The sequence below is a fragment of the Shimazuella sp. NTD247 genome (assembly GCF_059510415.1).
On the sequence record NZ_JCAJZU010000001.1, the window covers coordinates 394,196 to 415,326 of the forward strand.

Here is a 21,131-nt window from a genome sequence, read left to right on the forward strand (position 1 = left end):
GAAGGTAGTTGTTTTAGATATCCCCGACACTTTTGCGATCATTGGAGTAGGGACAGATGCGGTTGTGATTCAACATGAAACGGAACCTGCATTTGTTTATAAGCTTTTTGTCGATGAGGCCGAATATAAATGTGAAATCGAATATGACATTTACCAAGAATTAAAAGATTGCGAAACGTTTGCAACTTGTTATGAGAGAGGCGCCAATTATTTGAAATTATCGTATGAGGAAGGCCCTACTCTTTATCAGTGTCTTGAACAAGGTATAGAGATTAATCCTGAAGTGATAGAAGAAGTGGAAGCTGCGAGAGATTATGCTAGAAAAAAAGGATTAAACCCAAGAGATATTCATCTGGAAAATGTTATTTTTCAAAATGAGCATGCAAAGCTCATTGATGTTGCGGAATATCGAAAATCAGGGAATGACTATCGCTGGGAACATTTGGTTGAAGGGTATCATCTGTTTTACTCATTGATTCAAGGTAGAAAAATACCTACAGTACTTTTAGAAACTGTAAAAAAATTGTACAAGCAAGAAGAAGATATTGCAAAGTTTTTTGCGAAACTTCGCGAAATGACACCATGGTAACAGCAGAAAGATCAGCGTATGCTGATCTTCTTTTTTTTAGTGTTTTTTTTGCTTTGGTATGAGTAAATCAGAAAAAAAATAAGGTAAGCCAAACAAACGAAAGCAATAAAGCCAAATCCTCCAAAAACCTCATTATGGTCAGAAAAATAACCAAAGCCAAGCCCAATGACTAAAATAGCAATATTTCGACTTAATGATTGAAAGGAATCTACAGTGGCACGTACATCTGACTCGATTTGTCGATGAAGGTATCCTGTAACTATTGGCAAAAGAACACTGGAAGAAAAAAACAAAATACCGATGACTATCAGACTGAGAAAATGATGGATATAACTAAGAAAAGAAAAACTGACTGTAAAGATAACTAGCACAAAAAGTAAAAGAGAACTGCGGAAAAAGTGTTTTTGGAGAGTAGTAACAAGCATATTTCCTACGATTTGTAATAACATACAAGCGGAAGAAAATAGTCCAAAGTAGATGATCGGTACATGAACAGCTGATAAATACAGTTGCCAAAACTCTTCTATGAAATTAAAAGCTGCTCCCATAAACATGCCTGTAAAAACAATGAAGAAAAGTTGTCTATTGTTTTTAATGTACAAGAGAGATTTTTTGGTAATTCCTAAAGAAGTCATAGGCACTGGAAAATTTTTTTCAGAAGGTTCCTGTAAAAGGAATGACAGAGAAGTAGCGATAACCATGGAGAAGAAGGAAAGCCAGTAATTCCATTCCAAACCATTATGGTATGCCATGAACCCTCCAGTTAACGCAGCTATCATACCTGCTGCAATTCGAATAATCTCAATCGTAGCAAAACGCTTTTCAAATGTATTTTCTATCTTTTGTTCCAAAAGTGTTTCGTAGAGTAGAGCATTTTCAGAACCGCTTTGAAACGAATAACTGATACCAGTGAGAATTACTACGATAGCAAAATGCCAAAAATGATAGGAGTAAAGCAATAAAATAAACTCAAAGCAATTAAGTATATTGCTTATAACAATCATTTTTTTGCGGCTCCAGCGATCAGAGAGTATCCCAGTAGGAATTTCCAATAACAAAATGGTTACTGCATAAATAATCTCTGTGTACACGACAAAGGTAATTGTCATTCCCCGTTGTTCCCAATACAAACGTTCAATCACATATGCTGGAATAAAACTTTGAAAAAACACGATACAATACAACAAACGAATCGTATTCATCTTACCGTCTCCTCTTTTTGTAAAATTGCAGGAAATAAGCAATTTCGGAGGAGGCCGCGCAAAATGAGAATTTTTATCTTAGTTGGGTGGATGTATAAATTTGGTCATCGTATCGCTCCTTTTAATAATAAGATATCATAGCAAGAACAGGAGTGTTAACCTTATAGATCGATAGATTAATTGTTTTTGCTGTAAAGTATCAAATTTTTAGGTATACTAGAGTATAATTAGTACTAGGTCCTAATTATATGTACATCATCTACATAAGGGAGAAGGATAGGAAACATGATTGTAAAACCAAAATTTCGTGGATTTATTTGTACTACTGCACATCCAGAAGGTTGTGCAATTGGCGTAAAAGAACAGATCAACTATGTAAAAGAGCAAAATAAAATAGAAGGTCCCAAACGAGTATTGGTCATCGGAGCATCCACTGGGTATGGATTAGCATCTCGTATAACGGCTGCTTTTGGAGCAGGAGCAAGCACCATTGGTGTATTTTTTGAACGTCCTGCATCTGGAAAACGTACAGCTACAGCTGGTTGGTATAATACAGTTGCATTTGAAGAGGCAGCTTCAAACGAAGGTTTGTATGCGAAAAGTATAAATGGAGATGCATTTTCCGATGAAATAAAGCAAAAAACGATTGATTTAATTAAGCAAGATTTAGGGCAAATAGATTTAGTCGTCTATAGCCTTGCTTCCCCAGTACGTGTACATCCAAAGACAGGTGAAAAGTTTAACTCTGTTTTAAAACCAATCGGAAAAACTTTCTCCAATAAGACAGTTGATTTTCACAATGGAGAAGTATCGAATATCACAATTGATCCTGCTACAGAAGAAGAAATTCAACAAACGATTGCGGTAATGGGTGGAGAAGACTGGCAACTTTGGGTACAAGCCTTGTCACAAGCAGGTGTATTAGCAGAAGGTGCAAAAACAGTTGCATATTCGTATATCGGACCAAAAGTGACACAAGCAATCTATCGGGAAGGTACCATTGGACAAGCCAAAAACGATCTGGAAAAGACCGCAAAAGAGATTCAATCAAATTTAAGCGCTATTCATGGAAAAGCTTATGTTTCCATCAACAAAGCACTTGTCACTCAGTCTAGTTCAGCAATTCCTGTTGTACCTTTGTATATCTCCCTTCTTTATCAAGTAATGAAGGATAAAAATTTACATGAAGGTTGTATCGAACAAATGTACCGTCTGTTTGATGATCGCTTGTATGCATCAGAAACAAAGGTGGATAAGGAAGGGCGCATCCGCTTGGATGACTGGGAAATGAAAGAAGAAGTTCAGGAACAAATTACAGCTTTATGGAATCAGTTAGCAACAGAAAATTTAAAAGAACTATCCGATATAGAAGGTTATCGCAAAGAATTCTTCCAATTGTTTGGTTTTGATCAGCCGGGAGTAGATTATGATGCAGATATAGAGGTGGAAAAACAAATCCCAAGTATTATAGACTAACAAAAAATATCTCCCTTATTAGGGAGATATTTTTTGCTTCGAAACGTTGTATACCACAACGAAGAGAATGGAGGATTCACCATGACGTTACCGTTTCCAGTGGATAACCATGATCATGAAAATATTAAACTATCCAAGTGATGTGCTTCCAAGGCAGATCTATACTCCAGATGATGAGATAGAGTATGACGAAGAAATCGATCCTGATTCCTATGAAGCACCATTGATCTCCTATCATGTCGCCTTTGATTTCAGGGATAGTCGATGCTATATTTTAATTGCAACATACTATGATGATTTCCAATATTCTTATTCCTTTGAATGTTATGTTCGTGTTTGTTCTGAGGATGAGAATCAAGCAGAGAAATCTTTCGAGCAAATCTTCAAATTAGAAGAGGACAGTTCAAAGAAATTACAGAGAGATGAAGTTCATAAAAAGTCTCCTATCTGTCTTGAATCCGAGCAGTATATGAAAGGGGCATGGAAACTTCTTGCCCAGCGATCGTAACGAAACATCAGTCGGCCCGTGTACTTTCACACGGGCCAATGAACAGACAGTCCAACTTTTAATTTAGTCCGATAATATGTTCACCTGAACAGGTACAAGTAATAATACCACGAAGATGAAGGTGGTCTGTGACTGGATTGATTTTCATGACTGAAATCAACCCACGGTTTGGATGGATATGCAAAATTTGTTTCGTTTTTCTGTGGGTAAAGATCAGATCCGGAAACTGAAGCTCATACTCTGTAGACAAAGAGGAGCAGATTCCTCTAACTTGAAAATAACCCAGTTCTCCAAATACTTCGAAGTTTTTTCGGTTTCGTCTTTCACCGAAATGAATGGTCATTGATCCCCATCTCTACTAATTAATAGGATCGGATTTTAATAAATTTAACATTTCTGCGCAGTCAATGCAAATGAATAGCTGTGCGAATTCAAGAAAATGCTAGTGTTCAATATACATTCAAAAAATATTTACGAAAAAGCCACGTAAAACGAACAAATGTACGTTGCTTTATGAGAGAATAAGGGGAATTGTTCGCTTTCGCTTGACAAAAAGAAATAGATATAATTATCTAGAAAAGCAAAGAGTGAAGATGAGGAGGTTCTGTCTGTTGCGTACTGATACATATAATTCTGATTCTATCCAATCTCTAGGAATCCTAGGTGGAGTAAGAGCAAAGCCTGCTTCTATTGGATTAGAGAATCATAATCATACTTTTATCGAAATATTGGCAAATGCTATTGATGAACATCGAGAAGGATTTGGCAAAGAAATTATTATCACCAAACGAATGGATAAATCAATTACTATTCAAGACTTTGGCCGTTCCGTTCCGATGGATAAAAACAAAGAAGGAGAATACGCTTACAAAAAGGTATTTGATGAATTGTGGTCGGGTGGGAAATATAGCAACAATGAATCCACAGGACATTATCAGTTTTCCTTAGGTACCAATGGTGTAGGTGCAACTGGAACCAATTATACAAGTGATTATTTTGAGTGTACGGCAATTAATCCAAATGGCTATAAATATTTTATACGGTATGAAAAGGGGCTTCAGGTAGGAGAATTACTTAAAGAAAAACATAAACTAGATTATCGAGGAACTACTATTTGCTGGCTCCCATCAGCCGAAGTTTTTCGTGGCGAAAATGAAATAGATACTGAATTCATTAGACATACATTAAAAAATCAAGCAATTGTTAATAGTGGTCTAAAGTTTACGTTTATCAATGAACCGGAAACATCAACAGAAGTCTTTTTTTACGAAAATGGTGTCAAAGATTATATTACAGAGTTAAGTGAAGAGAAAAACTTCACAGAGATTGTACAATTTCGAACAGAAACGCAAGGAAAGGAAAAAAATGAAGATTCTTTGTTTAAATTTAAAGCAGAGATTACTTTTGCTTTTCATAACGAAGTGAGACATATGCAGTATTTTCATAATTCTTCCTTACTTGAACATGGTGGTACACCAGAAAACTACATAAAAAATGCATTTACGAAAGCAATTGATCATCTATTAAGAGATAAATATACCAAAGGAGAAAAAAAGGTTAGTTTTGATGATGTTCGAGATAGTCTTATTGTTATTAGTAATTCATACTCTACGATTTCGCTATATACAGACCAAACAAAGAAAAAAATGGAATCAAAATTTGTTCAAGAGTATATGACTCAGTTTCTTAGAGAAAAGTTAGAAGTATATTTTATCGAAAATCCATTAGAAGCACAAAAAATAGCGGAACAGATTCTTATTAACAAACGAAGTAGAGAGAAAGCAGAGAAAACAAGATTAGATGTAAAGAAAAAATTGCAGTCATCTATGAATAATATTACTAATCGTATCGATGGTTTTATTAATTGTAAATCTAAAGATAACAAGGAAACAGAACTGTATATAGTAGAAGGAAAATCAGCACTGGGATCAACCAAGCAAGGAAGGGATGCAAATTTCCAGGCTATTTATGCTCTGCGAGGGAAAATTTTAAACTGTTTAAAAGCAGACTATGACAAAATATTCAAAAATGACATCATAGTCGATATGGTAAAGTTACTCGGTTGTGGAATCGAAGTGAAATCAAAATATAATAAAGACCTGAACACGTTTGATATAAACAATTTGCGATGGTCCAAAATTATAATTACAACGGATGCAGATATTGATGGTTTTCATATTCGTACCCTTTTATTGACTGTACTGTACCGGTTAATGCCTACACTGATCGATGCAGGAAAGGTGTACATCGCAGAATCTCCTCTATATGAAATCGTGCATAAAGACAAATCATACTTTGCTTATTCTGATAAAGAGAAAGATACATTAGTAAAAAAATTGAAAGGGAGAGTTGTCATTCAACGTTCCAAAGGACTTGGGGAGAACACTGCAGAAATGATGTGGGAAACCACCATGAATCCTGCAAGTCGAAAATTAATTCAGATTGTAAAAGAAGATTTAAGCATTACCCAGCAACATTTTGAGTTGTTTTTGGGAGATGATTTGCAAGGCAGGAAACAATATATTGAAGAAAATTTGCATGAATATATTGATGCGGCACTAGATTAAAGAAGATGAGGGGGTAGAAGAGATTGATTTTACAAAATATAACAAAAAGTTTAAAAGATAACTATATGCCGTACACAGCTCATGTTATCATGCATCGTGCACTTCCTGAAATAGATGGATTAAAGCCAAGTCAGCGTCGTATTTTGTACACGATGTTTCAAATGGGATTGTTGAAAAGCGGGAGAAAAAAATCACAAGGCGTAGTGGGGCAGACTATGTTTCTTCATCCGCATGGTGACATGGCAATATATGAAACTTTGGTTCGTCTTACCAAAGATAATGAATCCTTGTTAATACCCTATATTGATTCCAAAGGAAATTTCGGAAAACAGTATTCACGCGATATGAAATATGCATCAGCTAGATATACAGAAGTTAAACTCGCTGATATAGCTACAGAACTTTTTCGTGATATTGATAAAAGTACTGTGGATATGGTTGAAAATTATGACGGAACGCTACAAGAACCACGTCTTTTACCTGTAACATTTCCTTCCATACTTGTAAATACATCTAGTGGAACAGCTGTGGGAATGGCAAGTAGTATTGCTCCTTTTAATTTAAACGAAATCATTGATTATACGATCGCTATGATTCAAAACTCAAAGATAGAAGCCAAAGATTATATACAAGCACCAGATTTCCCAACTGGTGGAAAGATCATTTATCATGAAAAGGAAATGCAACAAATATTTGCTACAGGCAAAGGGTCCTTTAAAATTCGCTCTACTTATCGAATAGAAGGTAATTCTATTATTTTCGAAGAGATACCTTATACCACAACGTTTGAAGCGATAATAGAAAAAATAAGCCTTTTGGTGAAAGAAGGCAAAATCAAAGATATCGTCGATATTGATGATATTTATGGCATAAATACCAAAGGGATAGAAATTACCGTTAAGAATAGTACCAATAAAGAATTATTAGTGGAAAAACTGTTTAAAATGACGCCGCTTCAAGATACTTTTGCATGCAATTTTAACTTGATCGTAAATGGCAGACCTCAAACAATCGGCATTCACGAAATTATTCAAGCATGGATTGCATTTCGAGGAGATGCCATTCGAAGAGGTGCAGCATTTGATAAAACGAAAAAAGAACAAAAAAGGCATCTTTTATTGGCCTTAAAACAAGTGTTGCTCGATATTGACAAGGCAGTAGCAATAATTCGAGAAACCTCTAAAAATAGTGAGGTTGTTTCCAATCTGATGCAAGCCTTTCAAATAGATGAGCAACAGGCAGAATATGTTGCAGAGATTAAATTACGACACTTAAATAAAGAGTATCTCCTTCATCGAATTGAAGAAATTGAAGTTTTGGAGAAAGAAATTATGGAACTTAGTGATTTGATTAATAAAAAAGCAAAATTAAACCGAAGGATGATCCAGCAATTAAAAGAAGTGAAGAAAAAACATGGTCAGGCACGTCGATCACAAATTATTTTTGTGGATGATCTCCCTGCTGTTCCTCCTGAGGAGATTACAATTGATAATTACAATGTTCGGCTCAGTATTACAAAAGAGGGATATTTAAAAAAAGTTCCTCTGACATCATTACGTGGTGGGAATACGGAGAAAGTGAAAGATGGTGATGCGATTACTCATCAATACAATACTACCAACAACTCGGATATTTTGATCTTTACGGATAAATTCAATTGTTATAAGTATAAAACATACGAATTAGAAGATCACAAATTATCGAGTTTGGGCGAATATCTTCCTACTTTACTGCCATTACAGGATGAAATCATTTTATTTGTAACAGTTACCAATAACTATAAAGGAAATCTCCTAATCGGATATGAAGATGGGAAAGTAGCAAAAATAGATTTACGTGCTTACTATACGAAACAAAATCGATCCATGCTGAAAAATGCATATGCGAATAAAAAAGCGATATATTGGGATCACATCCATGAGGATAAAGAGCTTCTTGCGGTCTCTTCAATTAAAAAGGCAATCGTGTTCAATACAGCTATGATTAATCCAAAAACGAGCAAAAACACGATTGGGGTTCAAGCGATGAAATCAAAGAAAAATAGTATTGTAGTGGGATACTATGATTTGAGTAATGGCGATTACGAAGAGAAAGATTACTACGTTACAAAAGGTGCAGGTATTGGTAAATATTTAAGAGGAAATGATTTTGCTTCTATTTTAGATCAAGGTTCTTTATTTTAGAGGGAAAACTCACTTTGTAAAAAGTGAGTTTTTTATTGAAAAGGGGTGAAGTTGGTGAAAGGTACCATTGTAGTAGCAGATGATGAAAAAAGCATTGCTAATAATATTGCATATGCATTTCGAAGAGAAGGTTTTCACGTTGAAGTTGCTTATAATGGATTGGAGGCTTTAGATAAAATTGATCAATGTCATCCTGATTTAGTTATATTAGATGTGATGATGCCAAAAATAGATGGATACGATATTTGTAGACAGATTCAAAACAAAATGATAGGTATTATATTGTTAACTGCTAAAAATGATATTGTGGACAAAGTACTTGGTCTAGAGTTAGGAGCAGATGACTATATTACAAAACCTTTTGATATTCGGGAGCTGGTTGCTAGAGCAAATTCAATTTTGAGAAGAATGAAAAAGGGGAAAGTTGACACTATTGGAAATACAATTAATATAAAAGATCTGCACTTGGATATTGATCAAAGAGTAGTTGAGTTAGATCACATATTGATCGAATTAACACCAAAAGAATTTGATTTGCTTTTTTATCTTTTATCAAACACAAATCGAGTTTTTACGAGAGAAGAACTGCTAGAACAAGTTTGGGATTTAGGTTATTTTGGTGGTACACGAACGGTAGATTTACATATTCAGCGCTTGCGGAAAAAATTAGGCAGCCCTTATCAACAATTAATTCAGACCGTATACCGAAAAGGCTATAAAGGTTTAAATCATCTATGATCAAAATGAGTTTACGCTTAAAAATAGCCATATTTCTTGCTATATTATTGCTACTTACTGTTTTCATTTTAGCTACCCTAATTTTAAATGGAGTAAAACAAAATCAAAAAAATGCGTATGAAAATGAATTACTTCAAAAAGGAAGAGAAGCAAATGATTATTTAAAACAAACGCTGTTAGCGGATCCAAGAGATCCAGAAGAGCTTCTAATGGAGAGTGGATTGGAGCTTTCTAGGCAATTGAGCTTGATTTTTCATATGAAAGTAATGTTATATAATCCAAAAGGTATAGAACTAGGTTATTTAGGTCAAAGAACAAAGCTTGATAAATTCCTGCTAGATTCTGCTCAAAGAGGGAAGACTGCCTATCAAATAAAAGGCGAGACGGTGTATTATGTTACTCCTGTTCAATATTTAGGTACATATTTAGGAATTATCCAAATCCAGTATTCTTTGCAAACTTCATCCCAATTCTACCAGTCGATTCAAAACTTATTTATCCAAATTGGAAGTATTGTAATCATTGCTAGCTTTATACTGGCTTACTTAAGTGCCCGTCCAACAGTTACTGCTATCCGTCAATTGAAATGGGCGACAAATGAGATTCGATCAGGAAATTATTATCCAAAGCTGTCTATTAAACGAAAGGATGAAATTGCAGATTTAAAAATTGGAATTTTGGAAATGAGTCAAGAGATCGAGAAAAATATAAAGAAATTAAAAGCCGAACAAGAGAAATTGCAAGGTGCTATCTTCAAACAAAAGTTACTGGAGAAACAACAAAAGCAGTTTATAGGGAATATCACCCATGAATTCAAAACACCTTTGACAGTAATAAAATCATATTTGGATTTATTGGCTCTATATAAGGATGATCCAAATCTACTGGAAGAGGCAAGGCTGGATATTGATCGTGAAACTACACGATTGCATCAAATGATTGAGAATTTTTTATACTTATCTTCTTTAGATAAATATGAGTTTGAATGTCAGTCTTCACTGCTTGCATTAGATGCAGTATTGTTAGACCTAATTGAAAGAATGAGAGCAAAAATTAATCGTTTTGGTTTATCTATCCAAACGAAAATAAGTCACGTAACGATTTGGGCAGATAAAGAATTAATTGTACACATTTTTACAAATATTATTGATAATGCAATTAAATATAATAAGGATCAAGGGGAAATAATTGTTTCATGCCAATTGGAAGATGAAAAGGCGAAAGTATTTATTGAAGATACTGGTATTGGTATTCCAGCTGAAGAGGTTACTAAAGTTTTTGAACCTTTTTATCGGGTAAATAAGGAAAGATCTAAGCAGTTTGGTGGAACGGGTTTAGGACTTTCTTTGACAAAAGAATTAGTAGAAAAGCAAAATGGATCAATTGAGATTTTTGGCACAGAAGAAAAAGGTACAAAAGTAACTGTATTTTTTCCTGTACATAGGGATGGAGAATGAAATGAAACGTTTACACATCATACTCTTTATTAGTTTGTTATGCTTAGCAGCTTGTAGTAAAGAAGGTACAGCTATTTTGAAAACGGAAACAGTTAATAGTTCATCTACAAGACAGGCAGTGCAAATTTTACAGCAAATTGTAAAAAATACAAGAGAAGGGAAAGTTTTATTTTGTGAGTATCCATTGGGATCATCTATGCAAAAGATACCAAAACAATGGGGTAAAAATGACGGTTCTATGTATATTCGAAAAGGCAATATCGAAATCAGCTATGATGAAAATAAAAAGATTGATCAGATAACCACTTATGATCCTTTGATAAAAAAAGTATCTTTAACGGATATTTTGCAAATATTAGGTAAACCAGTGGATGAGTACAATGACTCAGGCGATCATTTAATTTATTATCATATAGGGAATTATTCTATTTGGTTTGGATTAGATGTTCCCAACAATCAACTGCCAAATACACATTTAAAATATTACTATATCGGGAAAGAGTACTAAATTTTATCAATTTTTTGATACAACATGGATACATTTTGATATCTTTTTGATACAAAAAATATTTATTATTAAATCATCTTCAATAAAAAGGATGATGAAAATGAAAAGTTGGAAAAAATCTTCAATCGCTTTTAGCTTAGCAACAGGATTACTTGTGACTGGTATAGCATTTACTACAATAAATACAACACATGCTGCAACAAATACAAAAATCGTAGCACCTGTGCAGAAAATTTCCCATCAACAAACCATAAAAAAAATTAAAGAATACGCAACAAAAGGTAAAACAGTAAACAGTGAAAACTTTGGTCTGCAATCCAAAACAAAGGATATTGTTAAAAAATGGGGCAAACCAGACGAAGGTTCCGATGCAACCTATATTTACTATAGCAAACGCAGTATCAATTTTGTTGCAAAAAGCGGGAAAGTAACTACGATTAATTCTTCTGATAAAAGTTATTTTGATATTACCTACAAAGAAGTAAAACAAACCCTAGGAAAACCTGTAAAAGAAGTCAAAGGAGAAGATGGTGTTTATGTAACTTATAAAGCAGGTAAACACACATTGGTCATCGCTTTTTATTACAACGATAAAGGGACTGCACCATCCACGATAAAGGAAGTAACTGTTTCTTAATTTTTTGATCATGATCTCTGTAAGAGGTCATGATTTTTTTGTTATAATAAAACAAACGTTCTTGAAGAAGTCTAATACATTATCGTCTACGGTAGAGAAGGGGCTGTATTAAGTGGCAAATATAAAATATGAAATAAAAGATGAAATTGGTGTTTTGTCTGAATCATCCAAAGGATGGAAAAAAGAATTAAACCTGATCAGCTGGAATGATCGAAAAGAAAAATATGATTTGAGGGAATGGTCCGATGATCATGAAAAAATGGGCAAAGGTGTAACACTAACATCAGATGAAATGCGAAAGTTAAGAGATCTATTAAATCAAATGGATTTGTAAAAATAGTTACTCTGGAGAAAGAAGGCTATGGATGGAATTGGAACGCTCATCAGAAGAATGGACATACATAATTAAAAAAACACGTCAAATTTGCAAAGTATTGCCCGAAGTGATTGAGAAGAAAGATGGTTTTGGCTACATAACCTTTCAAGTTCGTGGAAAATCCTTCGTCAAAATAACCGATCGAGCAGGAATATGTTTTAAGTCTAGCACAGAAATGCAAACATTCCTTTTGGAAGATGAGCGCTTTTTTAAAACTCCCTATATTGGCCGTCATGGATGGGTTTCGATATCTCAACCCAGTGAAACAGACTGGGAAGAATTGACCGAATTGCTTCAAGAAGCATATCTTCGCGCGGCACCACAACAGTTAGTTAGTTATTGGAAAAAAGTCAATAATAGAAGTAAATTATAAACAAAAACAGAGCTGACCAGCTCTGTTTTTGTTTGAGATAAGCAAGCAAAATAACCATTGACCTTTCCGTTACGTCAACGTTTAGAATAGAAATTGCTTGAGGTGATAGTTATCGAATATACAGTGAAAAAACTGGCAAATTTAGCTGGTATTACTGCGAGAACCCTTCGATTTTATGATGAGATAGGTTTATTAAAACCAAGCAGGGTTAATTCTTCAGGATATCGCATTTATGGACAACAGGAAGTGAATTTGCTTCAACAGATTCTTTTTTATAGGGAACTGGATGTTCCCTTAGAAGAAATTCAACTCATTGTTCATTCACCTGATTTTGACAAAGGAAAAGCTTTGAGAGAACATCATCAAAAACTTTTAGACAAACAACAAAAATTGAATGTACTGATTAAAAATGTTGCGAAAACGATTGCATCATTAGAGGGGAGAATAGAGATGTCAGATAAAGAAAAATTTGAGGGATTTAAAAAGACAATGATGGAAGAAAATGAAGCGAAATATGGGGAGGAGATACGCAAGAAGTATGGAGATGAGATGGTAAATAAGTCCAACCAAAAAGTAAGTCATATGTCACAAACCGATTATGAAATAGTAAGTGAATTAGCAGATAAAATTATTCAAACACTTGCCGAAGCTTACCATACAGGTGATCCTGCCAGTCAAACAGCTCAGAAGGCAGTTCAACTACACAAACAATGGCTCATGTACTATTGGAAAGATTACAGTAAAGAAGCACATGTCGGGTTAGCAAATATGTATGTGGAAGATGAGCGGTTTAAAGCATATTATGACAAACACCAATCAGGTCTAGCAAAATTTTTGAAAGATGCTATCGAAATATATGCGAAGACGTAATTAGAAGAACCAGCTATGACTTTACGCATAGCTGGTTCTTCTAATCAAAACGAAATATATCCGTATCAGGGATTTCATCGTAGCCCATTTGGCGAGCCATTGTTACAACCTGCCCCTTGTGGTGGAATTCATGTGTTACTGTATGCATCAATAATTTATTTGGGGTGACAGTAACAAATTCTTCATTGTTTTTCCAAGGAAGTGCTCGCTCCATAAATGTATCCCTCTGTTCAGAAGATAAGGTTTGGAAAATATCTTTTACATATTCATCTGCTTGATTAAACCTATCTTTTACAGCCTGTAGATCCATTTGTTGAAGAAATGCATTAGGAACAAATGGTTTTTTTGTTTTTAATAGAACAAAAGAGCCAAGCCAAGCGATATAACATTCAGCTACATGAACAAGTAAATTGCGAATGGAAGAATATCCAAATCCAGTCATCTGTCGTGTAAAGTCGTCTGGATCTAATTCATCACAAAAATCAAACAAGACATTTCTTGATTCTTTCACCCATTCATATTGGGTTTGATTCATTTTTCTACACCTCGAAAGAAAACATGTAAATGCAAATATGGTATTATTATTTCATATCTGTTCTACTCACACAAAATGTAAAATCTACCTCGACCTAAAACACTAGGAATTGCAGTGTAGAACAAAGCAAGGAGGAAGATAATTTTTGAAAAAACCATTGTTGGTGGGGTTGATTTGGAGACCACATATTGAATTTCAGCGTTTGAAAGAACGACCAGCCATATGGATTTCATTGTTGCTCATTTGTATCATACATGTGATAGCAATGTTGTTTGCAACAAGGGTGAAAACAGAGCAGTGGGATGTAAATGCGGTGCAAACTCCACCTCATGTATCGTATACGTATATGTCCGCTGGTTTGTTGTTAGCTGATTTGTTTTCTTTTCTACTAATTATTTGTTTTACAGCGCTTTTATTATATGTAATAACAAAAGCATTTCACTTATCAATACCTATCAAAACTTTACTTTCTTTATCTATTTTTTTACAAGTAATACCTGCAGTTGAATTAATTATACAAGCGATTGCCCATGTTACTGAGTGGAAAAAGAACTTTTTTACTTATAATTTACAAGATTTTTTGCAAGTTCCGGTAGGACACCTGTCTATTGCATTTAGCTTTATTTCTATCTTCACGATATGGAATTGGATAGTAACGATAATAGGATATAAAAAAGTGATGGACTTGCCAGTATCCGTCGTAATCGTAACAACTTTTGTTTTGTGGTATTTGCCTTTACTAATCAGTAGTTTTATCCTTACTCCATTAGGATGAACAAATAAGGGACAAAAAAGTAGATCAAATCGGTCTACTTTTCTGCCTTTTGGTTCAATTATGATAAAATAAAGATAGACGACGATTTTTTAAGAATAAAAAGTATCTAAAATCAAAATATTAGAACTGCTTAATTTTTCCTTCAAATAATCAATAAGTGTTTCTCTCCATTCTTCTGCTAACTTTTTTTCAGCTTCCAAGTTATTTAATATACCTTTAATAATAGTTTTACAATCTTCCAGAACTTCTTTATCTAACTGAACTTGTTCATCCATATCGGAAAAGTTCTTGAATTCATCCAACAGGGAAGGTTCTATAGTTTCTATTAATTTATCCAATAAGGGCAAGCTGTTCGACAGAGTAGTTGTAGATAAAAAATGTTTTATCGTTTCGATGTCGTTTTCATCTGACAAAAGTTTTTTTTTGGTTTCAATTTCCATTAACGTAGATCCCAGTATGTGATTGAAATCGTCAAGATCATCATAAAATGTTTCCTGATAATATTCTGGCATTTTTATAACTCCCTTCATTTCGTACGTAAAAGATAGAGGAGGAATGAAATAGTGATACCGAAATGTCCCGATGTACCTCCCTTAACAGCACAACAAATTAAAGCTTTAACAAATATCGTTTTTCTGGAGAAAAAGTTACTTGTTCAGCCCATAAACAAATGTGATGTATTATTTGTATTTGGAGGAACACATCCAGGATGTTGGCAAACTGCTCTCCAATTATATCAAAAAATGAACATAGATAAGATAATCGTAACAGGAGGGGTAAAACAAAAAGCGATTCGTCATTCAACATGGACATACGGCAATAGATCAGAAGCAGGTTTTATGCAAGAGATGTTAGTTGCTTCAGGTGTGCCGGAAAATATTATTTTTGTGGAGGATCAATCTACCGATTCGCTTGAAAATATCTTATTTTCCAAACACCTGATTGATTTTTCTGCCATTCATACCTTTGGTTTTGTTTGTAAGAGTTATGGTGCAGGAAGACAGTATCGAACATTACAAAAACATTTACCAAATACACTTTCATTTGTTCCTTTTCCTTTCGATACATCTCCTTGGGAGGATCAAGTTATCACACGTACCAATTGGATGAATAAAGCATTTAGCAGGTCTTTTGTATTTGGTGAATATCTTCGAATTGTTCACTATGGACAAAAGGGAGATATTATTTCGCTTGCAGAAACAATTCCGGGTTTATGATACAATGCAGTAGGATACTTATCAAAATACATTGAGATAGGTTTTTTTGTGTTACCATCACACATGTAGGGAGGAAACAAAATGAGTACAAGTTTAACTCAATCGATTACATTACATAATGGTGTTAAAATGCCGGTATTGGGTTTAGGAGTTTGGAAGTCTCCTGAAGGTGAAGTTGTAGAACAGGCAGTGGAACACGCGATTCAAGTAGGTTATCGTAGTATTGACACTGCAAAAGTTTATAAAAATGAAGCAGGTGTGGGAAAAGCAATTGCTAGAAGCGATATTGATCGAGAGCAATTATTTATCACCACAAAAGTGTGGAACAGTGATCAAGGATATGATTCTACATTAAACGCTTTTGAAGAGAGCAGAAAAAGATTAGGTTTGGATTATATTGACCTTTATCTTATACATTGGCCAGTTGCAGATAAATATACAGAGACGTGGCGTGCACTGGAAACTTTATATAAAAAAAAGAAAGTAAGGGCGATTGGAGTTAGTAATTTCCAAACACATCATTTGGAAAAATTGATTGCAAATGCTGAGATTGTACCAATGGTAAATCAAGTTGAGTTTCATCCATACTTGACACAAAATACATTGCGAGAATTCTGCGAGAAGCATCAAATTCAAATAGAAGCATGGAGCCCACTCATGCAAGGGCATTTTTTAGAAGATCAATTGATTTTACAACTAGCAGAAAAATACGGACGCACACCTGCGCAAATTATCCTTCGCTGGGATATACAAAAAAATGTCATCACCATTCCAAAATCAATTACACCTAGCCGGATTGAAGAGAATGCAAATATTTTTGACTTTCACTTAGAGGCGGAAGATGTTACAAAACTTGATCAACAAAACAAAGACTATCGTTTTGGTCCAGACCCAGATAATTTTGATTTTTAAGCAACGGAGCCCCAAAAAGAAACCATGTCAAAAACATGGTTTCTTTTTTTACAAAACGGTATAGTAGAAGGACAACAGATGAAAATCATTGGGAGATAGCCATGAAAATTTATCAAAATCGAACCGCAACAATGAACCAATTTTCCAAAAATGTACTGAAGTTTTTCTTTTTTCTTTCTGTGACTTTTTTTTGTTTAACTATATTTTTCGGGATAGTAGAATTAAACGATTCAGCTAATTTTATATGGGAACGTTTACTGTTGTTAATTCCTGCTGTTTTCTTTGCCTATTTAGTCTATACTTCTTTTCGAAATTTCCGTTTGTATTATAGATTTTTAAAGATAAAAGAACCAGTTCTTACTATTACAAAAAAAGGTCTCACAAAATATGATATATCGTCTCAGCAATTTTTTCTCCCTTGGAATCAAATGGAAGGAATAGAATTCAAGCGTTTTGGTTTTCAATCGGGTTTGCTGACTATTAAAATGAAAGAAGGCAATGCATCTGCCCGTATTTCTTTAAAATCATTGGATGTAAAGTCAGATCAGATACTTCAAGAACTAAAAAAATATACGAAAGTGAACATAAAATAAAACAGCCAAAACGGCTGTTTTATTTTATGTTCTTCAGTAATTGTGCGGCGCGGTATCGTGAAAAGTTAAAAGAGGTCCAATGCTGATTTTCTTGTTGCAACCTTCCTTTTATTTCAGCCAGTTGTTTATCAATAACAGGTCTTAATCCAGGTTCTTTACGCAGTTCGATGAGAGCAGGGACAGCATCATATGACAGTTGTTGCAGATAATAGAGATCTACATATTTTGTGTCACCATATCGATCATATTCATCATAAGTATTGTTTTGATGGTTAGTAACCTGATTAGGATGCTGGTAGTATCGTTTTACATTTTGTTGTGCTATGAAGTGGTCGATATTTATATAATTTAATAAAACATACCAAACCAAAAAAACAACAACATAACTTTTAAATAAGGAAAGATCATTTTTCCATGTTTTGATTAGTGTCACAATAAATAAAAATAAAAGGAGAATCATGAACGAATGAACAAGCACACGTGTATAAGTATATCCATACATTTTCTCATATAAAGACAATTTCAAAAAAGCAGAAAGCAATATTAAACCTGTACAAGCAGTCAGCAAGCTGAGTAAAATTTGGATCGATCGATAAATAGAGGACTGAGTTTTTTTTACCAAATAGATTACTAGCATCACAATAAATATGTTTAATATAGTTACAGTAACCAGTTGGTCAAAACCTTCTGTTGCATATTGTGCATATGTAACATCTTTTGGCAGCAAATTTTTTGCTTCTCCGAATAAATAGGACACTTGAATAAAGGTGAACAGGACATAAATGAGGTTGATTAGAACAAGGATGGTTAACGTAATGATCCCATCAATATGTAATTTTCTCGCTTTGGTTGGTGATGAAGGAAGATGGATATATTCAGATGGATATTTTAACGACCATAGATACATGATGGCAGCAAATGAAAAAAACAATATAACCAAAAGATGTAAAGGCCATATACCTAAGTCAATCTTTCCAATTAGATTTGGAATGGCACTTATCCATGCATTGAAAATACTGTCAGCAGAACTCAGTAACATGACAATAATGCCAATAAGAGGCAAAGAAAATAAGATACCAATGACGATTTTACCAACTACTCCGTATGCTGTGCGTTTGCTTTTTGATCTCACCCATTCTCCAACAATTTTAAATGGAACCAATATATTTGCAAAAGATTCGATTGTTATCACAAATAATTGGGCGTAAAAAGCGACTTTGTTCCATGCATATTTATTGTTTTTGGTTAATAGTACCGACTGTATAAGAAAGAGTATACCAATCATTAGTATATTTATAGCCATGAAATCAGTACTAGAAAATAGAAGATACGTAAGACTTAATAAAAAGATAGGGATGTATAGAAACCATTCAAACGTCTTTTCAAATACGAATTTATCCCGGAAAATATAAAAGAAAAAAATAGAAAAGAGAATGCAAAAAATAGGAAATGAAACTCCGAGTGTCTTATCAAAAAATAAATAATCAAAGATTACCCCTAAAACGAAACTACCTAATAACAGTACTATATTCTTATCTGGTTGTTTGGTAGACTCTGTCATAAACAACCTCCTTGTATAATAATCTTTGGATATTATACACGAAAATTGAAATATTCACGAAAAATATATAGTCTTATATTTTTTCGTGATAAATGTTTAGTTACTTAAAAATGATAGATGGAATTGATTGGCATCGTATCAAAAAGATTTGGTTCAGAAAAGATCTTATATGCGAGTTCTCTTTTTTCTTTTTTAACTATTACTTGAATTTTACGTCCAAATGATCTCGGTTTTATTGATCGTATGTTTACATCGTTGGTATCGATATGTCTTCCTACTAATTCAGGTACATATGTTATACCTCTGTGCATAAGAGCATGAGCAACTAATGACTCGTTCCACGGTACATCAATAAATGTGGGCTCTGTTTGAAAGTGATTGGAAAAGGTTCGCAAAGATTGACGTAAATCGCTCGGATCATGCCACATATGTATTGGATAAGTGATGATATCTTGAAAATGAATCTCTTCATAGACAGACAATGGATGATTTTTCGGGATAACGAGTAAGTACCGTTCTGTGAATAAATGAATGATTTCTAAAGACGAAAATTCATCGTAATCTTGGACGATAGCCATGTCAATTTGCTCTTGTTCCACAGCATTAGCAAGCATCTGAGTAATGTCTTGAACAAATATTTTAGGAACAAAAGATAAATGTTTTTGATGAAAATAATTTGGCAAATAGTAATTTGCAATGCTGGGAAGCGCACCAATTCGAACTGTATTTTTACGTCGAAACTGGTGCAGATGTCTTTCTGTTTCCTTTAATTTTTCTAATATTGTATTTGCTTGGTTATACAAATATTGACCCGCCTCGGTTAACTCTATTCCTTTATGTGTTCGATCCATTAATCTGCAGTTGGTTTCTTCTTCTAATTTCAGCATTTGTTTAGTTAGGGCAGGTTGGGATATATATAGAATTTTGGAAGCTTTATTGATACTTCCTAATCGTACAGTAGTAACAAAATAGTATAGTTGTTGAAAAGTTAGCATAGATGTCCCTCTTTTTAAGATGTTATAACTTTTGGTTATAGGGGCTATAGATGTTTGCTATTACTTACCCCATTATTTGTTTTGCTATCATAAAACTTGCCAACAAAAAAGAAAAGAAAAAGAGTTGGTGGTAGTCAAAGCTTGTTAAGGAGGCAAACATGATTTTACAAAAAGTAGTACGCTCTTTGGTAGTTGCAAGTGTAGCAGTAGGGGGGATATTTGGTTCCTTATCCCAATCAGATGCAAAAATAGTAAATAAACATGTTTCCAAACCGCAAGTTCAGTATGAAAATTTACAAAATTATTTCACAGGATTTGATGGGACATTTGTAATGTTTGACACCAAACAAAACAAGTACACCATCTATAACAAGGAAAAAAGTGTCAAACGGGTATCGCCAAATTCTACTTTTAAAGTTCCACACGCCCTAATTGGTTTACAGACAGGAGTACTTAAAGATCAAAATACAACGTACCGATGGGATGGAACGGTTTATCCATTTGAAAGTTGGAACCAAGATCAAACCATGACAATGGCTGTTCAAAATTCAACGATTTGGTATTTTCAACGAGTCGCTCAATATGTAGGCACCCAACGTGAACAGCTATATCTAAATGCAATTCCATATGGAAATAAAAATATTTCTGGTGGATTGACAAACTTTTGGTTACAGTCTTCTTTGAAAATATCTCCTTTGGAACAAGTAGAATTTCTAAAAAGATTTTATAACTACCAGCTCCCATTTTCAAAACGAAATATTGATATTGTGAAACAAGTACTTGTTATGGAACACAAGAATGGAGCAACTTTATCAGGTAAAACGGGAACAGGTTGGGAAAATGCAGTGATTAATGGTACACCAATCAATGGCTGGTTTATCGGATATGTTGAAAAAGAAGGTAATACGTATATCTTTGCAACAAACATTGAAGCAGCGAATAATGCTAGCAGCAGCAAAGCAAAAGAAATTACATTGAATATATTAAAAGACAAGCATATTTATGAATAATCTACTTTTATCCCTGATTTCGGTCAGGGATTTTATTTATTTTTAACAG

The 21,131-nt window shown here is 34.0% G+C and carries 23 protein-coding genes; 17 read left to right on the top strand and 6 right to left on the bottom strand.

The features are described from left to right. The first annotated feature begins 64 nt into the window (after window positions 1-64). Window positions 65-589, top strand: coding sequence for a serine/threonine protein kinase (locus AC5WOC_RS01850; protein WP_496053688.1), 525 nt, complete (start codon window positions 65-67; stop codon window positions 587-589). An 11-nt stretch (window positions 590-600) separates the two neighbouring features. On the opposite strand, the gene AC5WOC_RS01855 is transcribed toward AC5WOC_RS01850, so the two are convergent. Continuing rightward, window positions 601-1,791: an MFS transporter gene (locus AC5WOC_RS01855; RefSeq protein ID WP_496053689.1), complete on the bottom strand. Its 1,191-nt coding sequence runs from the start codon at window positions 1,789-1,791 to the stop codon at window positions 601-603. Window positions 1,792-2,076: 285 nt separating this feature from the next. On the opposite strand from AC5WOC_RS01855, the gene fabV reads away from it, so the two are divergent. Together fabV and AC5WOC_RS01865 are read left to right on the top strand one after the other, a co-directional pair. Further along, the gene (gene fabV, locus AC5WOC_RS01860) at window positions 2,077-3,267 is read left to right on the top strand and encodes an enoyl-ACP reductase FabV (protein WP_496053690.1); all 1,191 of its coding nucleotides are present in this window, start codon (window positions 2,077-2,079) and stop codon (window positions 3,265-3,267) included. Window positions 3,268-3,382: 115 nt separating this feature from the next. Then, complete coding sequence (locus AC5WOC_RS01865) at window positions 3,383-3,775, top strand: hypothetical protein (protein WP_496053691.1); 393 nt, start codon at window positions 3,383-3,385, stop codon at window positions 3,773-3,775. Window positions 3,776-3,833: 58 nt separating this feature from the next. Here the strand turns inward: AC5WOC_RS01865 and AC5WOC_RS01870 are convergent, their stop codons facing one another. After that, window positions 3,834-4,118, bottom strand: coding sequence for a hypothetical protein (locus AC5WOC_RS01870; RefSeq protein WP_496053692.1), 285 nt, complete (start codon window positions 4,116-4,118; stop codon window positions 3,834-3,836). Between the two features lie 268 nt (window positions 4,119-4,386). Here AC5WOC_RS01870 and AC5WOC_RS01875 point away from each other — a divergent pair, with 268 nt between their 5' ends. The 9 genes from AC5WOC_RS01875 to AC5WOC_RS01915 all read left to right on the top strand — a co-directional run bounded on the left by AC5WOC_RS01875 (window position 4,387) and on the right by AC5WOC_RS01915 (window position 13,484). Continuing rightward, window positions 4,387-6,342: a toprim domain-containing protein gene (locus AC5WOC_RS01875; protein WP_496053693.1), complete on the top strand. Its 1,956-nt coding sequence runs from the start codon at window positions 4,387-4,389 to the stop codon at window positions 6,340-6,342. Between the two features lie 23 nt (window positions 6,343-6,365). Next, on the top strand, window positions 6,366-8,525 hold the full coding sequence (locus tag AC5WOC_RS01880; protein WP_496053694.1) for a DNA gyrase subunit A: 2,160 nt from the start codon (window positions 6,366-6,368) through the stop codon (window positions 8,523-8,525). A gap of 54 nt (window positions 8,526-8,579) precedes the next feature. Then, window positions 8,580-9,263 (top strand): response regulator transcription factor, encoded by a 684-nt coding sequence (locus tag AC5WOC_RS01885; RefSeq protein WP_496053695.1) that lies wholly within the window; start codon window positions 8,580-8,582, stop codon window positions 9,261-9,263. Next, window positions 9,260-10,720: a sensor histidine kinase gene (locus tag AC5WOC_RS01890; protein ID WP_496053696.1), complete on the top strand. Its 1,461-nt coding sequence runs from the start codon at window positions 9,260-9,262 to the stop codon at window positions 10,718-10,720. The genes AC5WOC_RS01885 and AC5WOC_RS01890 overlap by 4 nt, the downstream gene beginning before the upstream one ends. A gap of 1 nt (window position 10,721) precedes the next feature. Next, the gene (locus tag AC5WOC_RS01895) at window positions 10,722-11,228 is read left to right on the top strand and encodes a DUF4309 domain-containing protein (protein WP_496053697.1); all 507 of its coding nucleotides are present in this window, start codon (window positions 10,722-10,724) and stop codon (window positions 11,226-11,228) included. Between the two features lie 100 nt (window positions 11,229-11,328). Next, on the top strand, window positions 11,329-11,865 hold the full coding sequence (locus tag AC5WOC_RS01900; protein WP_496053698.1) for a DUF4309 domain-containing protein: 537 nt from the start codon (window positions 11,329-11,331) through the stop codon (window positions 11,863-11,865). A 112-nt stretch (window positions 11,866-11,977) separates the two neighbouring features. Next, a complete protein-coding gene (locus tag AC5WOC_RS01905; protein WP_496053699.1) occupies window positions 11,978-12,199 on the top strand; it encodes a YdbC family protein in 222 nt (73 codons plus the stop codon). Window positions 12,200-12,230: 31 nt separating this feature from the next. Next, window positions 12,231-12,614: an MmcQ/YjbR family DNA-binding protein gene (locus AC5WOC_RS01910; protein ID WP_496053700.1), complete on the top strand. Its 384-nt coding sequence runs from the start codon at window positions 12,231-12,233 to the stop codon at window positions 12,612-12,614. A 111-nt stretch (window positions 12,615-12,725) separates the two neighbouring features. Next, entirely contained in the window at window positions 12,726-13,484 is a 759-nt protein-coding gene (locus AC5WOC_RS01915; RefSeq protein WP_496054148.1) for a MerR family transcriptional regulator, read from the top strand. Between the two features lie 40 nt (window positions 13,485-13,524). Here the strand turns inward: AC5WOC_RS01915 and AC5WOC_RS01920 are convergent, their stop codons facing one another. Next, window positions 13,525-14,019, bottom strand: a complete 495-nt coding sequence (locus AC5WOC_RS01920) for a DinB family protein (RefSeq protein WP_496053701.1) — start codon at window positions 14,017-14,019, stop codon at window positions 13,525-13,527. A gap of 145 nt (window positions 14,020-14,164) precedes the next feature. Between AC5WOC_RS01920 and AC5WOC_RS01925 the strand changes: the two genes are divergently transcribed. Next, a complete protein-coding gene (locus AC5WOC_RS01925; RefSeq protein ID WP_496053702.1) occupies window positions 14,165-14,794 on the top strand; it encodes a hypothetical protein in 630 nt (209 codons plus the stop codon). Between the two features lie 89 nt (window positions 14,795-14,883). Here the strand turns inward: AC5WOC_RS01925 and AC5WOC_RS01930 are convergent, their stop codons facing one another. Continuing rightward, on the bottom strand, window positions 14,884-15,306 hold the full coding sequence (locus AC5WOC_RS01930; RefSeq protein ID WP_496053703.1) for a hypothetical protein: 423 nt from the start codon (window positions 15,304-15,306) through the stop codon (window positions 14,884-14,886). 51 nt (window positions 15,307-15,357) lie between these two features. Between AC5WOC_RS01930 and AC5WOC_RS01935 the strand changes: the two genes are divergently transcribed. From AC5WOC_RS01935 to AC5WOC_RS01945, 3 genes are all read left to right on the top strand, one after another. Continuing rightward, a complete protein-coding gene (locus tag AC5WOC_RS01935) occupies window positions 15,358-16,011 on the top strand; it encodes a YdcF family protein (RefSeq protein ID WP_496053704.1) in 654 nt (217 codons plus the stop codon). Window positions 16,012-16,092: 81 nt separating this feature from the next. Continuing rightward, entirely contained in the window at window positions 16,093-16,923 is an 831-nt protein-coding gene (locus AC5WOC_RS01940; RefSeq protein ID WP_496053705.1) for an aldo/keto reductase, read from the top strand. A gap of 101 nt (window positions 16,924-17,024) precedes the next feature. Then, window positions 17,025-17,516, top strand: coding sequence for a hypothetical protein (locus AC5WOC_RS01945; RefSeq protein WP_496053706.1), 492 nt, complete (start codon window positions 17,025-17,027; stop codon window positions 17,514-17,516). Between the two features lie 19 nt (window positions 17,517-17,535). Here the strand turns inward: AC5WOC_RS01945 and AC5WOC_RS01950 are convergent, their stop codons facing one another. Further along, window positions 17,536-19,077: a DUF4153 domain-containing protein gene (locus tag AC5WOC_RS01950; RefSeq protein ID WP_496053707.1), complete on the bottom strand. Its 1,542-nt coding sequence runs from the start codon at window positions 19,075-19,077 to the stop codon at window positions 17,536-17,538. A gap of 104 nt (window positions 19,078-19,181) precedes the next feature. Further along, window positions 19,182-20,072, bottom strand: coding sequence for a LysR family transcriptional regulator (locus AC5WOC_RS01955; protein WP_496053708.1), 891 nt, complete (start codon window positions 20,070-20,072; stop codon window positions 19,182-19,184). Window positions 20,073-20,230: 158 nt separating this feature from the next. Between AC5WOC_RS01955 and blaOXA the strand changes: the two genes are divergently transcribed. After that, window positions 20,231-21,082: a class D beta-lactamase gene (blaOXA, locus tag AC5WOC_RS01960; RefSeq protein ID WP_496053709.1), complete on the top strand. Its 852-nt coding sequence runs from the start codon at window positions 20,231-20,233 to the stop codon at window positions 21,080-21,082. The last annotated feature ends 49 nt before the right edge of the window (window positions 21,083-21,131 follow it).